Raw genomic sequence first — 6,698 nt, forward strand, 5'->3', positions numbered from 1 at the left:
GCCCACCTGATTCGGAGAGAGAGTCATGGCCAGCGGAAAAGAGATTAAAAGCAAGATCGGGAGTATCAAGAATACTCAAAAGATCACCAGCGCAATGGAAATGGTTGCTGCGTCTAAAATGAAAAAAGCGCAGGAACGTGTGGCGTCAAGCCGTCCATACGCTGAAAACTTACGCCAAGTGATTGGTCGTGTTGCTCAAGCAAATCTTGATTTTACTCACCCTTTCTTAGAAGAGCGTGAAGTAAAACGAGTTGGTTATATTGTTATCTCTACTGACCGTGGTCTATGTGGTGGCTTGAACTCAAACGAGTTCAAAAAAGTTGCCCTAGACGTTAAAGCGTGGAAAGAAAAAGGCGTTGAAGCTGAATTTACTACTTTAGGTAGCAAAGCAGCTGGCTTTTTCCAACGTTTCGGCGGTAAGTTAGTCGCTAAAAAAGCGAGCTTAGGAGATACACCTTCACTACAAGACGTTATTGGTCCTGTAAAGACAATGCTAGATGCATACTCTGAAGGTAAAATTGACCGCTTATACGTAGTATTTAACAAGTTCGTTAATACTATGAAGCAAGAGCCAACAATCGATCAGTTACTCCCTTTGCCAAAAGCTGAAGAAGAAGTATCTCAACATTCTTGGGATTACTTATATGAGCCAAACCCAGATGCGATTTTAGAAGCTCTGTTAGTACGCTTTATTGAGTCTCAAGTATACCAAGGTGTAGTTGAGAACGCTGCCTCTGAACAGGCTGCCCGTATGGTTGCAATGAAAGCTGCAACTGATAACGCAGGCGACCTTATGGATGAGTTACAGCTTGTTTATAACAAGGCTCGTCAAGCTGCAATCACACAAGAAATTAGTGAGATTGTTGGCGGTTCGGCAGCAGTTTAACGCTTCGGCAAAGTTTAATGAGAGGAATAGACATGAGTTTAGGTAAGGTCGTCCAAATTATCGGCGCCGTTGTGGATATCGAATTTCCACAAGACAACGTGCCAGCCGTATATGACGCACTAAAAGTAACAGATGGCGACTTAGCGGGTTTAACTTTAGAAGTTCAACAACAGCTAGGTGGCGGTGTGGTACGTGGTATCGCACTTGGTACTACTGACGGTTTACGTCGTGGTACTTCAGTAGAAGGCACTGGTCAGCCAATTCACGTTCCAGTAGGTACGAAGACACTAGGTCGTATCATGGACGTATTAGGTAACCCTATTGATGAAGCTGGTCCAATTGGTGAAGAAGAGCGTATGTCTATTCACCGTGCAGCACCTTCTTACGAAGAGCAATCAAATTCAGTAGAACTTTTAGAGACTGGTATCAAGGTAATCGACCTTGTATGTCCATTCGCTAAAGGTGGTAAAGTTGGTCTATTCGGTGGTGCCGGTGTTGGTAAAACCGTAAACATGATGGAACTTATCCGTAACATCGCAATCGAGCACAGCGGTTACTCAGTATTCGCAGGTGTTGGTGAGCGTACGCGTGAGGGTAATGACTTCTACCATGAGATGAACGACTCAAACGTACTAGACAAAGTATCTCTAGTATACGGTCAAATGAATGAGCCACCGGGTAACCGTTTACGCGTAGCGTTAACTGGTCTTACTATGGCTGAGAAGTTCCGTGACGAAGGTCGTGACGTACTTTTCTTCGTTGATAACATCTACCGTTATACTCTAGCGGGTACAGAGGTATCAGCACTTCTAGGTCGTATGCCTTCAGCAGTAGGTTACCAACCAACTCTTGCTGAAGAAATGGGTGTACTTCAAGAGCGTATCGCATCTACTAAGACGGGTTCAATCACTTCAATCCAAGCGGTATACGTACCTGCGGATGACTTAACTGACCCATCTCCAGCAACAACGTTTGCTCACTTAGATGCAACAGTAGTACTTTCTCGTGATATCGCTTCACTTGGTATCTACCCTGCAGTAGACCCACTTGATTCATCTTCACGTCAACTTGACCCATTAGTAATCGGTCAAGAGCACTACGATACTGCGCGTGGCGTTCAAACAGTTCTTCAACGTTATAAAGAACTTAAAGACATCATCGCAATCCTAGGTATGGACGAGCTTTCTGACGAAGATAAGCAAGTTGTATCTCGTGCACGTAAAATCCAGCGTTTCCTATCTCAGCCGTTCTTCGTTGCTGAGGTATTCACAGGCGCGCCTGGTAAATACGTGTCACTTAAAGACACAATTGCTGGCTTCAAAGGTATCTTAAACGGTGAGTTTGATGATATGCCAGAGCAAGCGTTCTACATGGTTGGCTCTATTGAAGAAGCTCAAGAAAAAGCCAAAAGCATGTAATTAGGAGGGTAGTATGGCGGCTATGACTGTACATCTTGACGTAGTAAGCGCAGAAGAGAGCTTGTTCTCTGGTCTGGTTGAATCGATTCAAGTGAGTGGTAGTGAAGGTGACCTTGGTGTTAACTATGGCCACGCTCCATTATTAACTGCCCTAAAACCTGGTATGGTACGTTTAGTTAAGCAATTTGGTCACGAAGACGTGATGTATATTGCTGGCGGCACGCTAGAAGTTCAACCGGATCGCATCACAATTCTTGCAGATACTGCAGTACGTGGTGAAGACCTAGATGAGCAAGCGGCTGAAAAAGCGAAACGTGATGCTGAAGAGCAAATGGCGAACACGTCAGCTGCTGAGTTAGATTACCAACAAGCTGCAGTACAGCTTGCTGAAGCAATCGCTCAACTTCGCGTAATTCAACAATTACGCAAAAAGTAAGCCTACTCGGTTTTCGAAAAGCCCACTTAACGTGGGCTTTTTTGTGCCTGAAATGTGATGCTTTGCACCCTATTCTATTTTTATACTTATATCCTTCATCAAAGCTCGCTACAATAGTGTGAATTAATAGTGAATAGCTGTTTCATTCAAGGTTCAGTCCTACACATTAGGATTGCGTATTTACACATGATGTGACTTACATAACTTTGTTTGTTTTTTCAGATCTCACAACATCATGCACACCTAAAACAAAGAAAGAAGGATATTGTTTTAATGTCTCTGACTACTGTTATTCTAGCAGCGGGTAAAGGTACCCGAATGCGCTCTGCTCTACCAAAGGTACTTCACAAAGTTGCGGGTAAACCTATGGTGCAGCACGTTATTGATAATGCCACTGCACTTGGTGCTCGCGAAACAAACCTTGTTTATGGTCATGGTCGTGAACAGCTACAAGCTGCCCTATCGCACAATCAAGTAAATTGGGTATTACAAGAAGAGCAACTTGGTACCGGCCATGCCGTCGCTGTTGCCAAAGAACATATTGCCGATGACGATACCGTATTGATTCTCTACGGTGATGTGCCACTAACAAAACGCGCTACCTTAGAAAAGCTACTTGCTGCGACTCCAGAAAAAGGCTTAGCAGTGTTAACGGTTACATTAGATGACCCATCAGGTTATGGTCGTATGCTTCGTGAAAATGGCAAGCTAGTCGGTATTATTGAACAAAAAGATGCTTCACCTGAGCAACTTGCGATTAAAGAAATCAATACCGGTATTATGGCTGCTAATGGTGCGCTACTTAAACGTTGGTTAGGTAACTTATCTAACAACAACGCCCAAGGTGAATACTACCTAACAGACATTGTTGCGATGGCACACAGTGAAGGTGTTGAAATTACTTCTGCACAGCCTGAGCATCCGATGGAAGTTGAAGGTGCTAATAATCGCGTACAACTTTCAGCGCTTGAACGTGCATATCAAGCGTGGCAAGCAGAAGAGTTAATGCTAAACGGCGCAACACTTGCTGATCCTGCTCGTATTGATGTACGTGGTGAAGTAACGACTGGCGAAGATGTTCTCATCGACGTTAATGTTATTTTCGAAGGTAAAGTAACTCTGGGTAATAACGTACAAATTGGCCCAAATTGCGTACTTAAAGATTGTACTATCGGCGATAACGTTGTTATTAAAGCTAACTCACTAGTTGAAGAAGCCAGTGTTGCTGCTAAATGTACTTTAGGCCCATATGCCCGCCTTCGCCCTGGTGCGATTATGGAAGAAGACTCGCACATTGGTAACTTCGTTGAGATGAAAAAGACTCGCTTAGGCAAAGGCTCAAAAGCAAATCACCTAACCTACTTAGGCGACACTGAAGTTGGCGAAAAAGTTAATATTGGCGCAGGTACTATTACTTGTAACTATGATGGCGTAAATAAATCAAAAACCATTATTGGTGATAATGCCTTTATCGGTTCTAACTCATCACTGGTAGCCCCTGTTAATATTGGCTCAATGGCAACGATTGGCGCAGGCTCTGTTATCACTAATACTGTTGAAGATGATCAGCTTGCAGTCGCTCGTGGTAAACAACGTAACCTTACTGGTTGGAAGCGCCCAACTAAAAAGTAATGAGCTACCCTACTAATTTATAAATAAAAAGCGAGTTTATACTCGCTTTTTTTATGACTAAATTTTGTTCTCATAAAAGTGCCATATAGTTGTAATGCCTGCGTGTTGTAATTGCGTTAATACAATACGAAGGAAAATAATAATGTTAAAAAGATCAATTATTGCGCTATCACTTTTAACCATTCTTTCTGGCTGCTCATTAGACGGTGACGACGGCAAAGATGGTATGCAAGGTGAACAAGGTCCTGCAGGACAAGATGGAGCGAGTGGTGAAGACGCAAATTCAGCGTTAAGTATAAATCTTATCGGCCGTGCGGTGCTCAACGCAGAAAGCCCTGAAGGTGCAGCAGAGATTGTTGCCTATCAACCATCAAAAAAAAGAATTTTCGCTATTAATAGTTCGGGTGATTCGGCCGTTGTGAATATCATAAAAGCCAATAGTTTTGACCGTGCAGCTTTAGTTAAAGATAACGAAGGAGTAATAAACGGCACTAACTTAGATTCAGACATTACCCTTGCACTTAATGAGCACACTGCAGGCGATGCAAACAGTATCGCTATTGATATTAATAATGAACTTTTAGCTGTAGCAATGGCAGCTAGTAATACGGGTGATAAAGGATTAATCGCATTTTATGATATTAGTGGCGAAGAGCCTCAGTTTATTAAGAATGTTACTGTAGGTGCCCTACCCGATATGGTTACCTTTAGCCATGATGGTAATAAAGTACTTGTTGCTAATGAAGGTGAACCTAATGGGGATTACAGTATTGACCCTGAAGGCTCAATTAGCATCATAAACATCAATGATGGTGTGATTGCTGATACCGCGATTAGCATAACCTTTTCTGCCTACAACGATAAACAAGCAGAGCTTGAAGAGCGAGGGGTTATATTTGCTAATCCGGCTGGCCGTACAATCAACGGTAATTTAATTAATACAACCGTAGCTATGGATTTAGAGCCTGAGTACATCAGTATTTCTAAAGACAATAAATTTGCATACGTGTCACTACAAGAAAATAACGCCCTTGCTATCGTCAACCTTGAAGATAATAGTCTAGAGCTTAAAGGCTTAGGTTTTAAAGATTGGTCTAATTTACTTTTTGATGCGTCAGATAAAGATGGTGGCGTTAACTTTAAATCATACCCTGGTCTATATGGTATGTATCAACCTGATACCATCTCAAGCTTTACCTGGAAAGGTGCTAACTTTATTGTTACAGCTAACGAAGGTGATGCACGCGAATACTTCTTCGACACAGCCGATGAAGCAGAATGTTTAGCAAAAGGTGGTCTTGATTACGATGAAGATGATGGTTGTTTATCTTATATAGATGAAAGCAGAGCTAAAGACTTAACGCTGGCAAGTAACTTTGATTACCTGAACAATGATAATAGTGATATTGGCCGCCTAAAAGTGACCACAGTTAAAGGTGATGAAGATAACGATGGTGAGTACGAGTCACTTTATGCATACGGAGCCCGCTCTTTTACCATCTGGGATAGTAACGGCATGGTGGTTTTTGATTCTGGCGATCAAATCTCACGTATTACCGCTTCAGTTCACGGAGCAGCATTTAACAATAATGAAGATGAAAATGCCGGCGATAGTCGCTCTGATGACAAAGGTGCTGAACCAGAAGCATTAGCACTGGGTACTATTGGTGATCGTACATTTGCATTTATTGGTTTAGAGCGCATGGGGGGCATAATGGTGTTTGATATTACTAATCCATACAATGTGACATTCCAAGATTACTTTTTTAACCGTGGCTTAGAAGCCGATGCAGAAATAACCGGTGATCTTGCCCCTGAGGGGATGGCGTTTATACCTGCAGAACAAAGTGCAACGAATGAAGCATTGCTTGTTGTAGGTAATGAAATTTCAGGTTCAATTGCCATCTGGGAAATCAAAGCTAATTAATCCACCTTATAAAGATAAAAAGCGATATAGCTAGTTTTAAGTATATCGCTTTATCCTTACCATTATCACACTTAAAAAGTGACTGTTTTTTGAGCTAAAATCCCTCTACAGCCCTTTATTTGTATGGTTATTATACTATTTTTAAAATAATCAAAAAAACCTTCAAAAAGTGCTTGCGTTAATTCTTTGCATCCCTATAATGCGCATCCACTGACACGGCGGGCAGCAATGAAAAGCGCTGAACAAAGTGACAGAGAGTTAAGTAAAACTTCGGTTTAAAACGGTCTGAAAAGAAAGTTTAAAATTAAGTGTTGACTCAAACAATTAAGGATGTATTATACGCATCCCTCGAGACGCGAAAGCAACTCGAAACGTTCTTTAACAATATAAAGCAATCAT

General features: G+C 42.0%; 5 protein-coding genes. All 5 read left to right on the forward strand.

Annotated features, from left to right (window positions below; all coding sequences use genetic code 11):
* Window positions 1–25: 25 nt before the first annotated feature.
* The 5 genes from atpG (at window position 26) to ACSFVZ_RS16550 (ending at window position 6,299) form a co-directional block, all read left to right on the forward strand.
* The gene (gene atpG / locus ACSFVZ_RS16530) at window positions 26–886 is read left to right on the forward strand and encodes a F0F1 ATP synthase subunit gamma (RefSeq protein WP_235384038.1); all 861 of its coding nucleotides are present in this window, start codon (window positions 26–28) and stop codon (window positions 884–886) included.
* 32 nt (window positions 887–918) lie between these two features.
* Window positions 919–2,304: a F0F1 ATP synthase subunit beta gene (gene atpD, locus ACSFVZ_RS16535; RefSeq protein ID WP_138557632.1), complete on the forward strand. Its 1,386-nt coding sequence runs from the start codon at window positions 919–921 to the stop codon at window positions 2,302–2,304.
* Between the two features lie 13 nt (window positions 2,305–2,317).
* The gene (locus ACSFVZ_RS16540) at window positions 2,318–2,740 is read left to right on the forward strand and encodes a F0F1 ATP synthase subunit epsilon (RefSeq protein ID WP_135923073.1); all 423 of its coding nucleotides are present in this window, start codon (window positions 2,318–2,320) and stop codon (window positions 2,738–2,740) included.
* A gap of 273 nt (window positions 2,741–3,013) precedes the next feature.
* Complete coding sequence (gene glmU, locus ACSFVZ_RS16545; protein WP_435559245.1) at window positions 3,014–4,372, forward strand: bifunctional UDP-N-acetylglucosamine diphosphorylase/glucosamine-1-phosphate N-acetyltransferase GlmU; 1,359 nt, start codon at window positions 3,014–3,016, stop codon at window positions 4,370–4,372.
* A gap of 142 nt (window positions 4,373–4,514) precedes the next feature.
* Window positions 4,515–6,299, forward strand: coding sequence for a choice-of-anchor I family protein (locus ACSFVZ_RS16550; RefSeq protein WP_435559246.1), 1,785 nt, complete (start codon window positions 4,515–4,517; stop codon window positions 6,297–6,299).
* Window positions 6,300–6,698 lie beyond the last annotated feature (399 nt).

Source organism: Pseudoalteromonas nanhaiensis, assembly GCF_051235485.1.
GTDB lineage: Bacteria > Pseudomonadota > Gammaproteobacteria > Enterobacterales > Alteromonadaceae > Pseudoalteromonas > Pseudoalteromonas lipolytica_C.